This window comes from Cryobacterium sp. TMT2-4, from assembly GCF_004402575.1.
In the GTDB taxonomy this organism is placed as follows: Bacteria; Actinomycetota; Actinomycetes; order Actinomycetales; family Microbacteriaceae; genus Cryobacterium; species Cryobacterium sandaracinum.
This window is the reverse complement of the sequence record NZ_SOGE01000025.1, coordinates 141720-157352: the sequence shown is the minus strand read 5'-3', so window position 1 is coordinate 157352 and position 15633 is coordinate 141720. Positions and strand designations below refer to the sequence as shown.

Here is a 15633-nt window from a genome sequence, read left to right as displayed (position 1 = left end):
GACGGCGCCGGCTGGACGAGCTCTAAGCCCTCTGTCACCGACGAAAGGTACTCTGGTGCGATGACTGTGTGGGATGGCCTGACGGGTCAGGCGAGAGCGATCGCGATCTTCCGCGCGGCGGCCGAACGTCCGAGTGACGGAGACGCCGAGGCGCGCGCCGGGTCGGCCATGACGCACGCCTGGCTGATCACCGGGCCGCCCGGCTCGGGCCGCTCCAACCTCGCGTTCGCCTTCGCGACCGCGCTGCTCAGTCCCGGCACCGAGGCCGGTGACGAGAGCGCCCGCCGCCTGGTCGACGCCCGGACGCATCCCGACCTGACCGTGCTCTCCACCGAGGGCGTCATCATCAAGATGGACTCGGTCAAAGAGGCCGTGAAGCGCTCGCAGTACTCACCGTCGGTGGGCCGTTACCGGGTGGTCGTGGTCGAAGACGCCGATCGCATGGTCGAGCGCACCTCCAACGTTCTGCTCAAGGCTTTGGAAGAGCCGCCGGAGCGCACCGTGTGGATTCTCTGCGCTCCCAGCGAGGCTGACCTGCTGCCCACGATCCGGTCCCGCGTGCGATCGGTGCGGTTGCGGGTGCCGAGCATCGACGACGTCGCCGAGCTGCTCGTGGCCCGGGACGGTGTCGACCGGGCCACCGCGGAACGAGCCGCTCGGGAGGCGCAGAGCCACATCGGCATGGCCCGCCGCCTGGCGACGAACCCCGAGGCGCGAGCGCGACGCGAGGAGACCCTGCGGGCGGCCCTCGGCATCCGCGGCGTGTCGGCGGCGGTGAATGCGGCGGCCCGGCTGCTCGCCATCGCCGGTGACGACGCGAAGGCGATCACACTCGAGCGCGACGCCGCCGAGCGTGAGGGCGTGTTGCGCTCCCTGGGCGTCGAGCCGGGACAGTCGGTCCCGCCCGGCCTGCGCAGCCAGATCAAGGCCCTCGAAGATGACCAGAAGCGGAGGGCCACCCGCAGCCTCCGCGACGGGATCGACCGCATCCTGGTCGACCTCACCTCGCTGTACCGCGACGTGATCATGGTGCAGCTCGGCCGGGAGACCAGCGTCATCAACCGGGAACTCCTCACGGAGGTGCGGGCGGCGGGAACCGTCTGTGCGCCCGCCGCCACGCTGTTCACCCTGGACGCGATCGCCCAAGCCCGGCAGCGGATCGAATCGAACGTGGCGCCGGCGCTGGCCCTCGAGGCCATGCTCGTATCGGCAATCCGCCGGTGACCGAGAACACGTCCCAGAAAAGGGGAATCCGTTGACCAGACGAACTCGCGTGCGCACCCTGTCGGCGCGTGCCAGGGCCACCGCCCTGGCACTGGTGCTCGCCATGGGCCTCAGCGGCTGCGTGCCGCTGTTCCTGCCGGGGCAGGCGCCGACCACCTCGGTCCCGACCGGGGAGAAGGTCGACGCCGACCTCGAACCGTTCTATGACCAGGTGCTGAAGTGGGCGGACTGCGACTCCGGCCTGCAGTGCACCACGGCTTCGGCGCCGCTCGACTGGGCCGACCCGGGCAGCGGCGAGACGGTCGACCTGGCGCTGGTGCGGCATCCGGCCACGGGCACCCGGGTGGGTTCCCTGCTGGTCAATCCCGGAGGCCCCGGCGGCTCCGGTTACGACTTCGTGAAGGATTCCCTCGACTACGCCACGGATGCGAAGCTGCAGGCCGGTTTCGACGTCGTCGGTTTCGACCCGCGCGGGGTGGGCCGTTCCTCGGCGGTGAGCTGTTACGAACCGGCTGAGATGGACGAGTACCTCTACGGCCTGCCCGCCGCGGTGCGGGGGAGCGACGCCTGGATCCAGGAGCTGTCGACGGCCGCCGTCGACTTCGGGGCCGCCTGCCAGGAGAATACCGGCGCCCTGCTCGCACACGTCGACAGCCTCAGCGCAGCCCGCGACCTCGACCTGCTGCGCGCCGCGCTCGGTGACGAGAAGCTCAACTTCCTCGGCTACTCCTACGGCACCTTCCTCGGTGCGACCTACGCGGACCTCTACCCCGAGCGGGTCGGACGCCTCGCCCTCGACGGCGCCCTCGACCCGTCCACCAGCAACGCCGATGTGACCCGGGTGCAGGCCACCGGGTTCGAGAACGCGCTGCGCTCCTATCTGGCCGACTGCCTGGCCGGCGAGGAGTGCCCCTTCGATGGCACCGTCGACGAGGCCATGACTACCATCGGAGCCCTGCTCGCCTCGGTTGACGTCAGCCCGATCACGGCCACCGACGGCCGTCGACTCGGCGCGAACACGCTGCTCACCGCCATCATCTACCCGCTCTACCAGGCCACCGCGTGGCCGAACCTGAGTGAGATGTTCGCGATCGTTCTGCAGGGCGACGCCGACATGGCCTTCCAGTTCGCGGACGGCTACAACGGCCGGTCCGCCGACGGCACCTACCGCGACAACGCGACCGAGGCCTTTCTGGCAATCAACTGCGTGGACTACAGCTACAACGACGATCCCGCCTCGATGCGCGCGCAGGCCGCCGAGATCGAACAGGCCGCCCCGACGATCGGCAAGTACATGGCGTTCGGCGACATCGGCTGCGCCAACTGGCCCTACCAGTTTGACGGGGAGCGGTCCGAGATCGCCGCCGAGGGGGCCGACCCGATCCTGGTCATCGGCACCACCAACGACCCGGCCACACCCTATGTGTGGGCCGAGAACCTGTCGGAGCAGCTCGCCAGCGGCCACCTCGTCACCTTCACCGGCGAAGGGCACACCGCCTACAACAAATCGAACGACTGTGTGAACTCGGCCGTCGACGATTACCTGCTGAAGGGCACGGTGCCGGCCGAAGACCCGATGTGCTGAGCATCCGCCTGGCTGCAGATTTGCGCGCTGTGTAAGAATTGAGGCATGTCGCTGCACCACGAGGAACCGGGCCTACGCGAACGTAAGCGGCTCGCAACGCGACGCGCCATCCAGCGCGCCGTGTTGACGCTCTCCTGCGAGCGGGGGCTCGAGAAGGTGACCGTCGAGGACATCAGCCGGCTCGCCGACGTGTCGCCGCGCACCTTCTTCAACTACTTCCCCTCGAAGGATGCCGCGCTGGTCGGCGACGAACTCGACCTCGCGTCCGAAGAGCAGATCGAGGCCTTCGTGCACGGCGGCCGCGATGGGGACATCCTGGCTCAGCTGGCCGCGCTGCTCTCGGTCAGCCTCAGGAACACCGAGGGTGACCGGGAGATCCACCAGCTGCGGCGTCAGGTCATGAAGGAGAATCCCTACCTGTTCGGGATGCGGATGGCCACCCTGCGCAACTTCGAGGGTCGACTGCAGGAGATCGTCACCCGGCGCTTCGTCGTCGACCACCCCGAGCTCGGCGCCGGCTCGGCGCAGCTTGAGCAGCGGGCGCTCCTGTTCACCCTGGTGGCCGTGGCTGCGCTCCGCCACGCCTGGCGGTGCTGGGCCGACTCCGACGCGGCCCGCCCCCTGGCCACGCACGTCGCGGCATCCTTCGCGGACCTGTACGAGATGACCCTGAAGACCAGCTAGGCTTTGTAGCTGTGTCCGAGGTTTTCCGAGAGGAATAATCGTGACGCCGCCTTAGCTCAGTCGGTAGAGCGTCTCACTCGTAATGAGAAGGTCATCAGTTCGATTCTGATAGGCGGCTCCATCTCAACTCAGGCAGCCGTGGCTTTCGCTCGCGCCGCGCACACCCGCCACGCGAGTGCGCACCGCGAAGTCACCCGAATCGCGTACAGGGGCGTCGGGCTCGTGGCCGGGACGAAATCGACCGCCTCATCGACCGAAGTCGCCTCGCCCGCGTGGTCGCCAACCGCAACCTCGCGGAAAGCCACTTCGTGCAGGCGCGCACGCACGCGGCGCGGCTCATCGAGCTGACACCGCCCTACTGAGCCCGCAACCTGAGGCTGACTGAGCCGACCGGGGCATCCGTCGTCACGTAAACGCGGAGATTTTCGGGAAACGCCGGTTCTACGGCCCGGCCGAGCGGCGTGTTGCGAAAATCTCCGGAGTCACCGTGCTGTCCCACGGATGCCCGGTGCCGGGCCGCCGGGCCAGGTCGCCGGGTCGTGACGGGCTCGGCCGCCGGCCGCCGGCCGCCCGCGATCGCTAGGCTGATCCCATGACCGACACAACCCGCACCGACACTATTCGCTGGGGAATCCTGGCCACGGGCGGGATCGCCCACGCATTCACGAACGACCTCGTCCGGAACGGTTTTCAGGTGCAGGCGGTCGGTTCCCGCTCGCAGGCGTCGGCGGATGCCTTCGCGGCCGAGTTCGGCATTCCCACGGCTCATCCGAGCTACGAGGCCCTGGCCGCGGACCCGGATGTCGACATCATCTACATTTCGACCCCGCATCCGTTTCACGCCGAGAACGCCAAGCTCGCCCTGAATGCCGGCAAGCATGTTCTGATCGAGAAGCCGATCACCCTGAACGGCGCCGAGGCCCGCGAGGTCGTCGACCTCGCCGCGACCCTGGGGCTGCTGGTGCTCGAGGGAATGTGGACCCGGTTCCTGCCGCACATGGTGCGCATCCGCGAGATCCTCGCCGAGGGCACCCTCGGCGACGTGCGCACCCTGATCGCCGATCACACCCAGGACCTGCCGGATGACCCGGCGCACCGGCTGAACGCCATGCACCTGGGCGGCGGGGCGCTCCTCGACCTCGGCATCTACCCGCTCACCTTCGCGTCCGAACTGTTCGGACGCCCGGAGACGATCCTCGCGACCGCCACCTTCAAGGCCACCGGCGCCGACGCGCAGATCGCCACGACCTTCCGCTACGCGGGCGGGCAGATCGCCCAGACCCTGTCGGCCAGCAACACCACCGGCCCGAACACGGCCACCATCCTCGGCACGCTGGGCCGCATCGACATCGACCGGGTCTGGTACTCGCCCACGGACTTCCGGGTGCTCAACAGCGCGAACGAGGTCATCGAGACCTTCACCGCCGAGATCAACGGGCGCGGCATGCACTACCAGGCGGCCGAAGCGGAGCAACTGATCCGGGCCGGCAAGATCTCGAGCGACATCCTGCCGGTCGAGGAAGTGGTGGCGATCATGGAGACGCTCGACCTGGTGCGCGCGCAAATCGGCCTGCGGTACCCCGGGGAGTAATTGGGAGTCCGTGCGCTGTGCTCCGGTCGATAATCTGACCAGTAGAGCGGGAGGGGGCAGAATGGCGCCGCGTGGATCCCGTGGTGGTGTCACGAACCGGCCTCACCGCCCCCATACGTGGCCGTTGCGGCTCCTCGGCGCGCTGGTCGCGTGCTCCGTCGTCGAGCCGCTCGAGTTCGTTCCGCCCGTCGGATGACGCCACCCCCCGTTTTGGGGTGGTCGTACTCGGGGGCGTTGGTCCATCGGCCCATGACGGCTCGGCTAGCGTGTACGCAACGGGAGCGGGGGATCCGATGCACGCCAACGCGCACGCGGATCGAATCGATGACCGCTCCCTTCGCCATGCGCGGCTCGGCCACTGGATCCTGTGGCTGATGTGGGTGCTGCTGATCGGTTACGCGATCGGCCTGTTCGCCTCCTTCGGCCCGGTTTTCACCGGCTCCTTGTCGCTAATCACTGCGGGGCTCCCGGCCCTGCTCTGCTGGGCAGCCGCGCTCCGCGCGGAGCGCGGCCGCACGCAGCTGATTCTGGTGTCGGCCGCGATGACGGCCTTTACTCTCGGCAGCACCTATTACCTGCTCGCGGGCGCGGCGACCCTCTCGTTTCCGTCTCCGGCCGACATCGGTTACACGCTTTTCTATCCGCTGATTCTGGCCGGACTCGCTGTCCTGGTCCACCGTCAGCGTGGTGAAATACCCCGGTCGGTCCTGGTGGACGGAGCCATCGGGTCGCTTGGCGCGGCATCCGTGCTGGCCGTGTTGCTCAGCCCGGTGATTGCATCCGCGGGTGTCTGGCCGCCCTCCCCGGCCGCCCTGGTGTCCGCCAGCTACCCTCTGCTCGATCTGTTGCTCGTGTCGGTCATCACGGGGATTGCCGCCGCCCGCGGACTCGACGTGGGCCGACGGTGGGCCCTTCTGGTGCTTGGGCTATTGATCTTCGCGGCAACCGACGCCGTCTACGCCTTCCAGGTTTCCGCCGGAACGTACACCTTCGGGGAGCCTTTGGATGCGGGCTGGGCGCTCGGCCTCACCCTCATTGCGGTCTGGGCGTGGGACTTGGCTCGGCCCGGTGTCACCGCCCGGCGCCCCCTGAGCGGCGTGTGGACCCTCGCGGTGCCCGGGGCAGCCACGATCGCCGGGATGGCGGTGCTCGTCCTCGGCACGCAGGTGAAGATCTCCACAGGCGCCGTGCTCCTCGCAGGCGTGACCCTGGTGCTCGGGACCGTGCGCACCCAGCTCGCCTCCCGGCAGATCGGGCGGATGGCCGACCTTCACCGCCAGGCGAGCACCGACGACCTGACCGGGCTGCCGAACCGGCGCGCCCTCTACGCCGAGGCATCCGCTCACCTCATGCCCGGGGACGGCCACCGGAGCGCCCTGCTGCTCCTGGATATCGACCGGTTCAAGGAAGTGAACGACAGTCTCGGCCACGACGTCGGCGATCTGCTGCTGGTGCAGGCCGGATCGCGCCTGTTCGATCAGCGACGACCGGGCGATCTTCTCGCCCGGCTCGGCGGCGACGAGTTCGCGCTTCTGATCCAGGACGCCGGCCACGACGAGGCCGTGGCGGCGGCCGTGCGGCTGCGGGCGGTCCTGGCCCGGCCGTTCACGCTGGAGGGCATCGCGATCGAGTCCAACGTCAGCATCGGCATCGCCCTATTCCCCGACCAGGGTGACACCCTCAAGGTGCTGCTGCGCAAGGCCGACATGGCCATGTACAAGGCCAAGTCCTCCCGCAGCGGGCACCACGTCTTCGTCTGCTCCGACGACGATCACGGCGACTCCAGGCTGCGGATGATGGAAGACCTGCGCGGCGCCCTCGCCATGGACGAACTCGTGCTGCACTACCAGCCCAAGATCGAGCTGGCCACCGGGCACGTGCACGGTGTGGAGGCGCTGGTGCGCTGGCAGCACCCGAGCCGGGGTCTGCTGCCTCCCGACGTGTTTCTGACCCTGGCCGAAGACGTCGGGCTCATGCGCGACCTGACCCGGATCGTGCTGGGAAAGGCGCTCGACCAGGCCGCGGTCTGGCGTGCGCAGGGAACACCGCTGACCGTTGCGGTCAACATGTCTCCCAGCACCCTGATCGAGTCCGATCTGCCCGCACGCATCGCCGCCATGATCCAGGTGCGGGGGTTGTCGGCCGCCGACCTGATGCTGGAGATCACCGAAGAGTTCCTGATGGAAGACCGGGCCAGGGCCAGGGACATCCTGATCCGTCTGCGAGAGAGCGGCATCCGCATTGCCGTGGATGATTTCGGCACCGGCTACAGCTCCCTCGCCTACCTCCGGGACCTGCCGATCGACGAGCTCAAACTCGACAAGTCCTTCGTGTTCCCGATGGCCGACGACGCCAGGGCCGCGGCCCTGGTGGCCTCGATCATCGCGCTCGCGCACAGCCTCGGCGTGCGCATGGTGGCGGAGGGCGTCGAGGACGCCGTCGCCTACGCCGAGCTGACCCGGTACGGCTGTGACGAGGCCCAGGGCTTCCACATGTCCCGCCCGCTTCCGGCCGCGGCACTGGATGCCTGGCTCGCCGCCCGGCACGCGCCGGCGGCCACGCGCTAGCCACGCGGGCGCCGTCGCAACGCCGTTGCAACGCCGTGGGCACGAGGCACAGGGTGACTCACAAGCCCGGCGGGTATGGTTCACGGGTGGAAGAATCGAAGCCTCGCAAACGCCTCGCGGCCGTCCTCGTCACCGTGGCGGTGCTGCTGGGCGCGGGTGCCGTCCTGATCGGGGCGTCGACCCGGGCCCCGGATGCCGCGGCCACCGCCTCCATCGCCGCCGCGAACACCGGTGCGAGCGTGAACGTGCCGGCCGCGGAACCCGTTTCGGAGCGCCCCGTGCCGGCCACCGCCTCCGATGCCAGAAACCTGCGTACGTGTTCGGTCTCAGCGCTGGCCGCCGACCCCCGGTTGGCTGATTTCCAGGCCCAGGTGGTCAACGCCAGCACCGGCGAGGTGCTCTTCGACCGCGGCGGCGATACCTCCTCACGCACGGCGAGCGTGCTCAAGGTGCTGACCAGCGCCGCCGCCCTTGAGGTGCTCGGACCGGACTACCGAGCCACGACCACCGTCGTCACCGGCAGCACACCGGGGTCTGTCGTGCTGGTCGGCGGGGGAGACCTCACCCTCACGCGCCTGCCCACCGGCACGGAATCCGTCTACCCCGGCGCAGCCCACGTCGATGAGCTCGCCCGCCAGACCCTCGCCGCCTGGCGGGCGAACCCGGCGAACCCGCCGATCACCTCCCTCGTGCTGGACGCCTCGTTCTTCGGCGGGCCCGGCTGGGAACCGAGCTGGGATGAACTGGAACGCAACGCCGGTTCCATGCCCGACGTGACCGCCCTGCAGGTCGACGGTGACCGCGACGACCCCTCGCGTCAGAGCTCTTCCCGCAGCGCCGACCCCGTCGGGCGCGCCGGCGCGGCCTTCGCCGCCGCGCTCGGCGGCGGCGTGAGCGTCAGCGTCGGCACCGCGCCGGCCGGGGCCGAACAGCTCGCCGCCGCCCGGTCCCAGCCCGTGTCCGTGCTGATCGGGCAGTCGCTGATCGTGTCGGACAACACCCTCGCCGAGATGCTCGCCCGGCTCGTCGCGGTGGAGTCCGGGGCCGGCAACACCTTCGGCGCCCTGCAGGAGTCCGTCGTCGCGGCGCTCGACGCCTATGGCATCGACACGACCGGCATCATCATCCGGGACGGCTCAGGCCTCAGCGACGACAACGCCGTACCGCCGTCGTATCTCACCCGGCTGTTCGTCAAGATCAACGCGCGCGACGGCGACCTCGGCGTCATCTTCGACGGCCTACCGATCGCCGGTGGACCCACCGGATCGCTGTCCTACAGCGACCGGTTCACGGGCGACAACGCCGTCGCCGACGGCGCCGTCTTCGCCAAGACAGGCTGGATCGACACCGGCTACACGCTCTCCGGCATTATCCGGGCGGCCGACGGCACGCCGCTCACCTTCGCCGTTTACGCGCTCGGGGATGTGAGCGATAATGCGAAGCAGGCGCTCGACACCATCACCGCCGGGTTCTTCCGCTGCGGCGACAACCTGTCGAACTCCTGACTTCAACCGGCGACAGAAGGAGCAATCCGTGACCAGGGCCCTGTTCATCATCGACGTTCAGAACGATTTCACCGAGGGCGGGGCCCTCGCCGTCGAGGGTGGGTCTGCGGTGGCCGCGGGCGTCAGCGCGCTGCTGGCGGAACATCCGGATGCCTATGACGTGATCTTCGCCTCCCGCGACTGGCACGACCCCGACAACGACAACGGCGGACACTTCGCCCGGGCCGGCGAGCCAGGCTCCACGGACTCCTGGCCCGTGCACTGCGTGGCGGGCACCCCTGGCGCCGAGTACCACCCCTCGCTGCTATTGCCGGACACGACCATCCACATTCGCAAGGGGCAGGGCCACGCGGGCTACTCCATTTTCGACGGCATCTCGCTGGGCGGCGAGAAGACGGGCGAGCTGCTCATCGCGAACGGGGTGACCGACATCGACATCGTCGGCCTCGCCACCGACCACTGTGTGCGCGCGTCCGGCCTGGATGCGCGGGGCCACGGCCAGCATGTGCGGGTACTGACCGACCTCGTCGCCGGCGTCGCCCCGGACACGAGTGACGCGGCCCTGGGCGAGCTGGCCTATGCCGGTGCCGTGCTCGTCACCTCCGACGTGGTCGTCTGAGCGTGGGGGTGACCGGCCGGGCGAGTCCGGCCCCGGCGGGACCGGCCGCGGCGGTTTCTGCTCCGGCGGTTTCTGCTCCGGCGGGCTCTACTCCGGTGGGCTCTGCAGGCGGGGCGCTGTTCGCGCAGCGCCTCGACGGCGTGCGGATCGCCTACGACGTCGTGCCCGGCGAGCGCCCGATCCTGCTCGTGCACGGGTTCGCGTCGACATCGCAGGTCACCTGGGTCGGCACCGGCTGGGTGCGAGCCCTGCAGGACGCCGGGCGCGGCGTGATCACCCTCGACCTCCGCGGTCACGGCCGCAGCGACAAGCCGCACCGCAGCATCGACTACCTGCCCCGGCAACTCGCCGCCGACCTCGTGGTCGTGCTCGACGCCCTCGGGCTGGAGCAGGTCGACGTGGTCGCCTATTCGATGGGCTCGCGCGTGGCGGCGGCGCTCGCGCGGCTGGCGCCGTCCCGGGTGCGCCGACTGGTGCTCGGCGGAGCCGGGCCGGACGAACTGTTCGAGACCTGGCATCCGGATGCCGTGCGCCGGTTCGTGACCGACGGCACCGCCGGCGCCGACCCGTCGATCGCGGCGATACTGGGTGCCGCGATCACCGCCGGCGCCGACCGTGAGGCCCTCGTGGCGTGCGTCGGCGGGGTGGCCGGCTCCTCGCTGGACGTGCCGGTCGAGATTCCCGTGCTCTACGTCGCCGGCGGCGCCGACTCCATCCCGGCCGGGGTCGCCGAACTTGCCCGCGCGCGCGGTGCCGACTACCTCGAACTGGCGGGCCGGGACCACGTGAACACGCTCACCTCCCGCGAGTTCAAGCGCGCCGCACTGCAGTTCCTGGCCTGAGCGCCCTGAGCGCCCTGAGTCCGGGCACTCGCTCGCCTCTCACGCCCCTAACGAATTCGACGGAGATTTTGTCCGCATCGCCCTAAACACCTTCAGAAACCCGCACATATCGCAAAATCTCCGTCGAATTCGTTCGCGCTGTGGGGCGGAGCGCGTGGGGGCTGCCCGAACCGCACAAGAGATGCTGCGCATCCGGCTGGCGCTGCTGGGCAACCGGCCGGTGTTGGGGCTAACTCAGGAGATCCGTCCGGGCCGGCCCGGACATCCGCGCTGGTTCCGCACTGGTCCGGGGCGGCCGGGCCACCGGGCGATGGATGTCCTGAGTTGGCCACACGCGCGAGCTCGGCTGGCCCTGGCCCTGACCCTGACGAATTCGACGGAGATTGTGCCCATAACCGCGTCCAACACTCCGAAAACCCGCACATATTGCAAAATCTCCGTCGAATTGGTTCGCCGCCGGCTGGGGGAGTGAGCCCCGGCGCCTCCCCTAGGCTGGGGGCGTGCGGGCCTCGCTGCCGAGGCCGCCGAATGCCGACCGGGGGACCGTCATGACAACCGACATCCAGGATGCGATGGGTTCGGTTTCGACAGGCTCGACCACCGGATCCGGCTCGTTCACCGGCGCCCGGGGCAGGAAGTACTGGCTCGCGCCGGCCGCCGCGATCTTCGCCGTCGCCTGGGGCGGCAACGAATTCACCCCACTGCTGGTGATGTACCGACAGGCGGACGGGTTCTCCAACCAGCTGGCGAACCTGCTGCTCGGGGCCTACGTACTCGGCATCATCCCGGCGCTACTGATCGCCGGCCCGCTGTCGGACCGGTTCGGCCGCCGACCGCTGATGCTGCCCGCGCCCTGGGTCGCGATCGCGGGGAGCGTGCTGCTGGCCCTGTCCGCGGGAAATGTGCCCATGCTGCTGGCCGGCCGCATCCTCTCCGGCGTCGCCCTCGGCCTGGCCATGGCCGTGGGCACCAGCTGGGTGAAGGAACTCTCCGCGAGACCGTTCGACTTCGGGGCCGACCGTTCCTCGGGGGCACGACGGGCGACCATCGCGCTGTCCCTCGGTTTCGCACTCGGCGCGGCGAGCTCCGGAGCGCTGGCCCAGTGGGCGCCGTTCCCCGGCGTGCTGCCGTACGCGGCGCACACCGTCATCGCCGTGCTCTTCGGCCTTCTGCTGTTTTGCACCCCGGAGTCCCAGGGACGGGGCATCGCGGCCGGGGCCCTGCCGGCCGTCCACCCGGCCATCTCCCCGTACCCGCGGTTCCTGCTCCTGATCGTGCCGGTGGCGCCGTGGGTCTTCGGAACGGCCACGACCGCCTACGCCATCCTGCCGGCGCTCGCCGCGACCGAGATCCCGTCCGCGCCGGTGGCATTCGCGGCCCTGCTCTGCGTGGTGGCTCTCGTCGCGGGAGCGTCGCTGCAGCTCTTCAGCCACCGCATCACCGCCGGGCACGATGCCCGAGGAATCATGTTCGCGCTGATGCTGACCGTCGGGTCGCTGCTGCTCGCATCCGTCGCCGTGAGCCCACCCGTGCTCTGGCTGATTTTGCCGGCGGCGGCCCTGCTCGGCGCCGCGTACGGCCTGCTGATGGTGTCGGGGCTGCAGGAGGTGCAGCGGATCGCGCCGCCCGACCACCTCGCTCGGCTGACCGCGATCTACTACGGCATCACCTACCTGGGGTTCTTCGTGCCGTTGGCGCTGTCCCTACTCGAGCCGTGGCTCGGCTACCCGGCGATGTTCGCGGGCGGGGCCGCGTTCTCGGCCGTGTCGCTGGTGGTGGTGATGCTGGTCTTCCGCCGGGACATCTCCCTGCATCGCGCCGCGGCGAGCCGATGAAATCGCGCGCGACCTGCAGCCCGCAAAAAAAGTTTTACAGAGATTTCCATGCATGTGCATCCGTTTGGGGACGTGCGAGAGAAGTAGGGGTTAAAGAGGTTTCAAGAATCTCTTCAGAGTGACCCACTCACAGATCCATTACGCAGGAGGAAACGATGCACAAGTCCCTCAAGATCGGAATGACGGCCAGCGCTCTCGGTGCTCTCGTCGCCCTCGGCGGTCTCGCTCCGGCACAGGCAGCCGAAGACGTCGCGAAGCTGTCTGTGTTCCACGGAGTTCCCGGCCTCACCGTCGACGTCTACGTGAACGACAAGCTGACCCTGGACGACTTCAAGCCGGGCGACCTCGCCGGTCCGCTCGACCTCGCACCCGGCACCTACAAGGTGGCCATCACCGCGTCGGACGCAGCGGATGCCAGCGCACCTGCCATCGGCCCGGTCGACCTCCCGCTCGAAGCCGGCAAGAACTACACCGCCGCCGCGCACCTCGACGAGGCCGGCAAGCCCACGGCGTCGCTGTTCACCAACGACATCTCGCAGCTCGCCGCCGGAGAGGGCCGCCTGACGGTTCGCCACGTGGCAGCAGCCCCCGCGGTCGATGTTCTCGCCAACGGAGCCGTCGCGATCACCGCCCTGGTGAACCCGAAGGAATCCGTGCTTACGTTGCCGGCCGGCACCATCTCGGCCGCCGTCGCCGCAACCGGAACGACTGACCCGGTGATCGGCCCGGCAGACGTCAACGTCGCAGAGGGCACGAACACGATCGTCTACGCGTGGGGCAGCCTGACCGACAAGAACCTGGCCCTGGCCGTTCAGACCATCGACGGGCTTCACTCCAACCCGGACAGCATCCCCGCCGGTGAGGCCGGTCTCGTCGCCACCAACCAGGCGGACGACTCCACGGGGCTCATGGTCGGTGGCTTCGCCGCCGCGCTGATGGGTCTGGTCGCCGCCGCCGTCGTCGGTATGCGTCGCCTGTCCGCGGCTCGCCGCTAGTCACGCCAGTAAGAAAGGGAGATCCACAATGAGAGCCACAGCGGGCACTTTCACAGTGCTCGCTGTGGCTCTCGCCCTGCTCACGGGCTGCAGCAGCGCCCCGAGCACATCATCGCCCACGGCCTACGTTTCCCCGACGAACGCAGCGCCGACTCCGACGCCGTCGGCCCCGCTGCCCGTCGCCGAGGTCGACGTGCCGACCGTCAGTTCCTCGCTGGATCAGAACCAGACCCCGCAGGCCCGGCCGCCCCAGACCATCCGAGTCGACTCCCTCGGAATCGACATGGCCATCGAGTCCGTCGGTCTGGCCGACGACGGGGCGATGGAGCTGCCAAAAGACCCCTCGCTCGCCGCCTGGTATCGCTTTGGACCGTCACCGGCCAGCACCACCGGCGCGACCGTGATCGCCGCCCACGTCGACTCCCTGATTTACGACATCGGACCGTTCGCCCAGCTCGCCTCGGCGCGTGCGGGCACCGAGATCGTGGTGACCACCGACGACGGTCAGGAGCGTCGCTATTCCGTGGAATCCGTTCAAACCGTGGCCAAACAGGATGTGCCTTGGGACTCGATCTTCGACCGGTCCGGTCCCAACCGGCTCACCCTTGTGACCTGCGGCGGCGAATTCGACTACGACGCCCGCACCTATCTGTCCAACGTAATCGTCTCGGCGAGTCCAATCGCATGACCCAGGCACCATGACGCAGAGGGGTGGCTATGCTGGTCATCACGGTGGTCGAGGCTTGCTCTCCGGCGGAGTCTGACATGTACGACCTCCCGATGCGCTCACCAACCGGGGGAAACCGATACGACGTGACGGCACTCACCGACGAAGACGACCACGCCCAGCTCGTTCTCGCGTTTCGGGCGGGAGACGAACGTGCGCTCGCCGAGGCCTACGCCCGCTGGTCATCCCTCGTCTACACGATCGCCTTTCGTTCGCTCGGCGATCCCGGCGAAGCCGAAGACGTCACCCAGAAGGTCTTCATCGCCGCCTGGCGCGGGCGGGACGGATTTGATGCGTCGCGGTCGCCTCTGCCGGCCTGGCTCGTCGGGATCACTCGGCACACCGTTGCGGATGCCCACGAGGCCCGCTCACGACGGCGGCGGGTCGAGGAGGCTGTCCTCGTTGACACCGCGCTCAGCCAGACCGACGAATCCGCCGACATCGCGGATCGTGTGCTGATGAGCGACGAACTTCGCCGGCTCGGACCCGTTCCGCAGCAGGTGATGCAGCTGGCCTTCTACGACGATCTCACGCACACCCAAATCGCCGATAACCTCGGACTGCCGCTCGGCACCGTTAAGAGTCACATCCGCCGAAGTCTTTCGAGACTGCGCACCAGATTGGAGGCGAACGATGACACACATTGACCGGGAAAACCTCGCTCTCATCGCAATGACAGAGTTCGACCTCACCGAACCCGAACGCCAGCACCTATCGGAATGCCCCGAGTGCTCCCTGGAACTCATCGCCCTGCAGCACACCGCCCACGTCGGCCGGTCCGCGCGCAGCGTGCAACTCGTGGAGCCCGGCGATCGAGTCTGGGCCGGTATCCACGCCGCCCTCGGCCTGTCCGACGCCGTGGCCGCCACCCCTGGGCGCAGCGGCTACGAGGCAGCGGACCAGTCCCCTGCAGCGGTCGAGCCTGTCGAGACCCCTGCACCGGTGGTCGAGCCTGTCGAGACCCCGTCCGCCACGGTCACCGACATCGGCTCCGCCCTGCGCCCCCTCCCACGACGCCGCAATTGGATGCCGATGGCCGTGGCCGCCGGCATCGCCGGGCTGCTCGGCGGCCTCGGCGGCGGCATCTGGTGGCAGTCCGCACAGCAGCAGGAACCCGCGCCGGTGCTACTCGCCGAGGCCCAGCTGGACCCGTACCCCGGCTGGGACGCCACCGGCAGCGCCTACGTCGCGAAGACGGCCGACGGCCACCGGGAGGTCGTGCTCGACGTCACCGGGGTGAGCGCCGACACCGATCTGCGCGAGGTGTGGCTGATCAAGACGGATGCGTCCGGGCTGATCAGCATCGGACTGCTCGACGGTGAGTCCGGGCGCTTCGCCATCCCCGACGGCGTCGACCTGTCGCAGTACCCGCTGGTCGACGTCTCCGCGGAACCCGACGACGGCGACCCGCAGCACTCCGGCGAGTCGATCCTGCGCGGGGAACTGCGCACGGCCTGAC

Annotated in this window: 13 protein-coding genes and 1 tRNA gene; all 14 read left to right on the top strand. The window is 69.1% G+C overall.

Annotated elements, in window-relative coordinates; translation table 11 throughout:
- Nucleotides 1-60 precede the first annotated feature (60 nt).
- A complete protein-coding gene (locus E3O54_RS07105) occupies nt 61-1224 on the top strand; it encodes a DNA polymerase III subunit delta' (RefSeq protein WP_104099403.1) in 1164 nt (387 codons plus the stop codon).
- A 31-nt stretch (nt 1225-1255) separates the two neighbouring features.
- Nucleotides 1256-2809 (top strand): alpha/beta hydrolase, encoded by a 1554-nt coding sequence (locus tag E3O54_RS07100; RefSeq protein WP_241976781.1) that lies wholly within the window; start codon nt 1256-1258, stop codon nt 2807-2809.
- A 45-nt stretch (nt 2810-2854) separates the two neighbouring features.
- Nucleotides 2855-3493, top strand: coding sequence for a TetR/AcrR family transcriptional regulator (locus E3O54_RS07095; RefSeq protein ID WP_104170792.1), 639 nt, complete (start codon nt 2855-2857; stop codon nt 3491-3493).
- Nucleotides 3494-3538: 45 nt separating this feature from the next.
- Nucleotides 3539-3614 (top strand) — tRNA-Thr (locus E3O54_RS07090).
- 471 nt (nt 3615-4085) lie between these two features.
- Entirely contained in the window at nt 4086-5084 is a 999-nt protein-coding gene (locus E3O54_RS07085; protein ID WP_104170793.1) for a Gfo/Idh/MocA family protein, read from the top strand.
- Nucleotides 5085-5377: 293 nt separating this feature from the next.
- Nucleotides 5378-7651: a bifunctional diguanylate cyclase/phosphodiesterase gene (locus E3O54_RS07080; protein WP_134401249.1), complete on the top strand. Its 2274-nt coding sequence runs from the start codon at nt 5378-5380 to the stop codon at nt 7649-7651.
- Nucleotides 7652-7737: 86 nt separating this feature from the next.
- On the top strand, nt 7738-9156 hold the full coding sequence (locus E3O54_RS07075) for a D-alanyl-D-alanine carboxypeptidase/D-alanyl-D-alanine-endopeptidase (protein ID WP_241976780.1): 1419 nt from the start codon (nt 7738-7740) through the stop codon (nt 9154-9156).
- 28 nt (nt 9157-9184) lie between these two features.
- Nucleotides 9185-9775: an isochorismatase family protein gene (locus tag E3O54_RS07070; RefSeq protein WP_134401248.1), complete on the top strand. Its 591-nt coding sequence runs from the start codon at nt 9185-9187 to the stop codon at nt 9773-9775.
- Nucleotides 9776-9870: 95 nt separating this feature from the next.
- Complete coding sequence (locus tag E3O54_RS07065) at nt 9871-10617, top strand: alpha/beta fold hydrolase (RefSeq protein ID WP_233191135.1); 747 nt, start codon at nt 9871-9873, stop codon at nt 10615-10617.
- Nucleotides 10618-11165: 548 nt separating this feature from the next.
- Nucleotides 11166-12452 carry an MFS transporter gene (locus E3O54_RS07060; protein ID WP_198411443.1) on the top strand — a complete coding sequence of 429 codons (1287 nt, stop codon included), beginning with the start codon at nt 11166-11168 and terminating at the stop codon, nt 12450-12452.
- A 155-nt stretch (nt 12453-12607) separates the two neighbouring features.
- Complete coding sequence (locus E3O54_RS07055; RefSeq protein WP_104170797.1) at nt 12608-13447, top strand: DUF4397 domain-containing protein; 840 nt, start codon at nt 12608-12610, stop codon at nt 13445-13447.
- Nucleotides 13448-13475: 28 nt separating this feature from the next.
- A complete protein-coding gene (locus E3O54_RS07050) occupies nt 13476-14135 on the top strand; it encodes a class F sortase (protein ID WP_134401247.1) in 660 nt (219 codons plus the stop codon).
- Nucleotides 14136-14164: 29 nt separating this feature from the next.
- Complete coding sequence (locus E3O54_RS07045; RefSeq protein ID WP_241976779.1) at nt 14165-14821, top strand: RNA polymerase sigma factor; 657 nt, start codon at nt 14165-14167, stop codon at nt 14819-14821.
- Nucleotides 14808-15632, top strand: a complete 825-nt coding sequence (locus E3O54_RS07040; protein ID WP_134401246.1) for an anti-sigma factor domain-containing protein — start codon at nt 14808-14810, stop codon at nt 15630-15632. Before E3O54_RS07045 ends, E3O54_RS07040 begins: the two co-directional genes overlap by 14 nt.
- The last annotated feature ends 1 nt before the right edge of the window (nt 15633 follow it).

What these genes read in the sequence shown, in the direction of transcription:
- E3O54_RS07080 (WP_134401249.1), top strand. Translation starts at nt 5,378, where the DNA reads ATGCACGCCAACGCGCACGCGGATCGAATCGATGACCGCTCCCTTCGC.
- E3O54_RS07045 (WP_241976779.1), top strand. Translation starts at nt 14,165, where the DNA reads ATGCTGGTCATCACGGTGGTCGAGGCTTGCTCTCCGGCGGAGTCTGAC.
- E3O54_RS07055 (WP_104170797.1), top strand. Translation starts at nt 12,608, where the DNA reads ATGCACAAGTCCCTCAAGATCGGAATGACGGCCAGCGCTCTCGGTGCT.
- E3O54_RS07105 (WP_104099403.1), top strand. Translation starts at nt 61, where the DNA reads ATGACTGTGTGGGATGGCCTGACGGGTCAGGCGAGAGCGATCGCGATC.
- E3O54_RS07095 (WP_104170792.1), top strand. Translation starts at nt 2,855, where the DNA reads ATGTCGCTGCACCACGAGGAACCGGGCCTACGCGAACGTAAGCGGCTC.
- E3O54_RS07060 (WP_198411443.1), top strand. Translation starts at nt 11,166, where the DNA reads ATGACAACCGACATCCAGGATGCGATGGGTTCGGTTTCGACAGGCTCG.
- E3O54_RS07085 (WP_104170793.1), top strand. Translation starts at nt 4,086, where the DNA reads ATGACCGACACAACCCGCACCGACACTATTCGCTGGGGAATCCTGGCC.
- E3O54_RS07040 (WP_134401246.1), top strand. Translation starts at nt 14,808, where the DNA reads ATGACACACATTGACCGGGAAAACCTCGCTCTCATCGCAATGACAGAG.
- E3O54_RS07050 (WP_134401247.1), top strand. Translation starts at nt 13,476, where the DNA reads ATGAGAGCCACAGCGGGCACTTTCACAGTGCTCGCTGTGGCTCTCGCC.